The 4,307-nt window shown below is 37.3% G+C and carries 2 protein-coding genes and 2 pseudogenes; 2 read left to right on the plus strand and 2 right to left on the minus strand.

The genetic code is table 11. From position 1 onward, the window contains the following. Nucleotides 1-97: 97 nt before the first annotated feature. Nucleotides 98-1,027, plus strand: a complete 930-nt coding sequence (locus tag KPL51_RS22655) for an exosporium glycoprotein BclB-related protein (RefSeq protein WP_312888847.1) — start codon at nt 98-100, stop codon at nt 1,025-1,027. Between the two features lie 331 nt (nt 1,028-1,358). Here KPL51_RS22655 and KPL51_RS24180 read toward each other — a convergent pair whose 3' ends face one another. Continuing rightward, a complete protein-coding gene (locus KPL51_RS24180; RefSeq protein WP_280526782.1) occupies nt 1,359-2,474 on the minus strand; it encodes a collagen-like protein in 1,116 nt (371 codons plus the stop codon). A 623-nt stretch (nt 2,475-3,097) separates the two neighbouring features. Here KPL51_RS24180 and KPL51_RS22665 point away from each other — a divergent pair. Then, a pseudogene (locus KPL51_RS22665) lies at nt 3,098-3,352 on the plus strand (GDP-mannose 4,6-dehydratase); the annotation flags it as partial. Nucleotides 3,353-3,582: 230 nt separating this feature from the next. On the opposite strand, the pseudogene KPL51_RS24185 reads toward KPL51_RS22665, so the two are convergent. Further along, nucleotides 3,583-4,307: pseudogene (locus KPL51_RS24185) on the minus strand (collagen-like protein); the annotation flags it as partial.

A 4,307-nucleotide genomic window follows, 5' to 3' on the forward strand; every position in this document is an offset into this window, starting at 1 on the left:
AGATTAACATTAACAAAGATAAGTAGGAAATTATTCGTATTATTTAAGGATGGTTTCTTATCAAACTTATAATTAGATTATACAAGGAGGTTATTTAGTGATAAAGAATCAGTTTAATTTTATTAATAATTTGAATTATCTTGATAATAAAAAATACAATTATTGGCACGCAGCTGAATGTTCATCTGATAATTGTTGCAATAGAGTTCATGACACAAATAAGTGTGACAGAAATCGTAGTAATTGCCACAACAATTTTTTCCCAATTGGTATTACTGGTGCAACTGGCAGAACTGGAGATACTGGGGCCACAGGGGCTACTGGTGTAACCGGCCCAGGTACTGCTGCTACCGGTGTAACTGGAGTCACTGGTGTTACTGGTGCAACTGGTGTTACTGGGGTTATCGGGGTTACCGGAGTCACCGGAGTTACCGGGGTTACCGGGGTTACCGGGGTTACCGGGGTTACCGGGGTTACCGGGGTTACCGGGGTTACCGGGGTCACTGGAGCTGGTGCAATAATACCATTTACATCAGGCCTTCCTGTCGCATTAACTACCATTTTAGGTGGCTTAGCTGGAATACCATCCCTTGTTGGATTTGGTTCTTCTGGAACAGCCCTAAGTGTTCTAGGTGCAACAATAGACCTGACAGGTGCTGCAGGAAAGCTTCTTAATTTTGCTTTTTCAGTTCCTCGTGATGGTACTATTACTTCAATAGCTGCTTATTTCAGTACTACAGCAGCTGTAAGTCTTATAGGATCAACAGTAACTATTACTGCACAATTGTACAGCTCTACTACACCTGATAATACCTTCTCCCCAATTGCTGGAACTGCGGTAGTTTTAGCACCAGCTCTTACAGGTATTTTAGCAATAGGTACTAGTAGTAATGCTCTACTCACAGGGTTATCAATACCAGTTACTGTGCAGACACGATTATTAATGGTATTCTCTGCATCAGCAGCTGGACTAACATTGATTAATACAGTAGTAGGATATGCCAGTGCAGGTGTTGGAATAGCTTAATTTTAATGGTATTTGATAAAATTCTAAGTAGAATATGAAATAACTGAAATCATTTAATGTGAAACTGTTGATTATTATTAATCAACAGTTTCTATTTATTACATTCTACAATATTTCAAAGTGTTTTTAAAATTAATTCTTCTGTTGATATAATATTAATTTCTTCTAAATCAACTTCAACTGAGTTTGTTCTAGCTGACCCCGTTGGAAAAACTGCTTTTCTTTCAAATGATATAACAGGTGTCAACGTAGTAGTGACATTACTAACGGTCCTTCGTTCCGAGGTTACTCTAAAGGTAGGTTCATATTTCCCAATGATACTATATTGTCTTCATCCTACAAATAAATTAAAACTAGTAGCTGTTCCAGCGTTGTTAATTTCTGCTCTTAAGGGTTGATTTGGGTCAGCAAAACTCATCTGGCCTGTAGGTGTAAATCGATTAACCGTAATAACTTCTTGTGCTAAAGTAGTTGGGTCAGGTATTACTACTCTAAATTCGATGACACCATACCCATACCAAGTAAACACAATTTGGTATATATTTCCTTCATAAAGTGTCAATGTTGCTCCACTTGGTCCTGTACCATCTAGTTTATCCACATTCCATGAGGACTGTGAAACAATAGTGTCAACGCCAGCTCTTCTAATGTCTATGAAAATACCATTCGCTACATCTTGACCGAAGAAAGCACCGTTTTGGGCATCAAAGAGTCCCCATCTTGCCACTTGTGCACCAGTTGGTGGGGCTGGTAGACGTACACCAATTCCTGCTTCTCCAGCAAGTCCAGGTTCATATCTTCCTCTTTCCGAACTGTCTAATGCTGCGCTATCCGCACCACTTGCTGTAGTAGTTAGTTGAAATTCTGTGTTATTACTACCTACTGTTCCTGCACCTGTAGTTGTAGTAATATCTCTTAGGTTAGATAATCCATAAACTGAAATCAATTCGATGATTGGCATCTTTTCAGCTGTTCTTAATTCATTAAATTGCGAACTAACATCGGGTCCTACATTCGCTATTGATGCTGTTGTACCAAAGGCTCCAGTTTCACCTGTTGCTCCGGTTGCTCCAGTTGCTCCGGTTGGCCCAGTTACTTCAGTGGCTCCAGTTGCTCCAGTATCACCTGTTACACCAGTTACCCCAGTAGCTCCAGTTGAACCTCTTGCTCCAGTGGCTCCAGTATCTCCGGCTACTCCGGCTACTCCAGTTGATCCTGTTAATCCTGTTGATCCTGTTGGACCAGTTACTCCGGTTGTCCCAGTTATACTTCCAGCTTCTACTGGTATTTCGCCTAACACCAAATTTGCTTTAATTGGTACCAAAGTAGAATAAAACACACTATTAGATGTTGAATTGATTAACCTTAATGCAATTGGTGCAGAATCGACTTGTATAATAGCAAAACCAACAACGTCACCAGTTTTAATAGGTGAATTTCCTATCAAATTATCCCCTTGAGATGTCTGAATTGAAAAGGTTATATTACTTGATCCTAAAGCTGTCTGGGTTGCTACCCACCAGTTAATAAAATACCTTCCCGTTTTGTTTATTACTATTTCACCAGTTAATGAATTGTAAACTACAGCTCCATAACTGTTAACTACTTAGCCGAATATTACATTAGAATTTGTGCTAACTGATCCAGCTATTTGTCTTTGAAGTTGAATGCCTATCGTGTCCAAATTGTACCCTCCTTACTTGCAATAAATTACAACTTTATTGCTCATTCATAATATGATGTTAGTTCATAATGTGCTATTTTATCTAATCACATCTATTTGATTAGATTTGTTTAAAGTTATAAAAAAGTCATAAGACTTTCAAATAATTTAGAAGCCCCCTGGATAGATTTAGACTTACTCCTCCATAGGACTAAAATTTAAAATGTTACATTGAAAATTGTTGATCTGCTTTAACTGGAGTTAAGGTTAAATCATTATTTCTCCAGTACATGTCCATGAAATACTGCTTTATCATCTCTCCTAAATGAGTGAGATATCGAGAGTAATTTATAATATAGAGAGGAATAGTAAATATAGATGAAAACTTATTTAGTGTCTGGATGACAAAAAAATTAATACCATTAATAATTAATAACTGCTTAAATCACAAAGATTTGCCAATATACGGATCAGAAATGAATATAAGGTGGCTTTACGTTGAATACCATTGCAAGGCTATAGATATGGTTCTAAAAAATGGAGTACTAGGTGAAGTTTATAATATGGGTGGGCATAATGAAAAAACAAATATACAAATAGTAAAAAAAATTATAGATTATATAAATAAAAGCGGTGAAAATATAGAACTTACTATTAATGACATAAGAAGATACTGGCAGCAGGCATTAGAAGAGTATATTAAGCCTCATTCTATTTTTCATTAAACAAAGCCTGGAGCTTTCTATAAAATTTTTCATTTATTATAATTTCATATTTATAAGGATAATTAACACATATCAACAATAATGTGCTAGTTATCCTTAATGATTTTTTGGTATTTATAATACTAATTCTAAACTACATTATTAAACAGGCACTATTTGATTTTTTTTTAGAAGCTAATTATATTTAATGCCCTAGTAAGTGCCACAGATGGACTTACAATATTTGCTCCAGTAATTGTAACATCAATCCTATAAGTGTGAGCAGCTGCTGAAGGTGCATCAACCCATGTCAAATTTGGAATTTCACCATAAAGACGTGTTGCGGCACTAGCATTATCTCGATCCTTTTCAATAGTTACTGAAGCAATCGATACACCATCTAATAATAGATCATATAGAATCGTATACTGAGAAGTAGCACTAACTGAGGTAGTAATCTCAATTTCTGCCATAGAATCTAATTTTAATAATTGGCGAGTAGTAGTAGTTATTGTTCTAGTAAGAATAGTAGTAGGAGTAGGAGTAGCAGTTGGGATATTTATGGCAGTAAGATTTGTCTGTGTAAAAACAATTGCTCCTGCTGTTGCTCCTGTTGCACCAGTAGCTCCAGTAGCTCCAGTAACTCCTGTTGAACCAGTTACTCCCGTTGCTCCAGTAACTCCTGTTGAGCCAGTTGCTCCAGTCTCACCTGTTGCTCCAGTCTCACCTGTTACACCAGTTACCCCAGTAGCACCAGTTAAACCTGATACACCAGTTGCTCCAGTTTCTCCAGTTTCTCCTGTTACTCCTGTTGCTCCAGTTTCACCTGTTTCACCAGTTTCCCCAGTATCACCTGTTACACCAGTTACCCCAGTAGCACCAGTTAAACCCGTTGCTCCAGTTACTCCAGTTT

This window comes from Clostridium bowmanii (assembly GCF_018861315.1).
GTDB classification, from domain to species: Bacteria; Bacillota; Clostridia; order Clostridiales; family Clostridiaceae; genus Clostridium_AD; species Clostridium_AD bowmanii.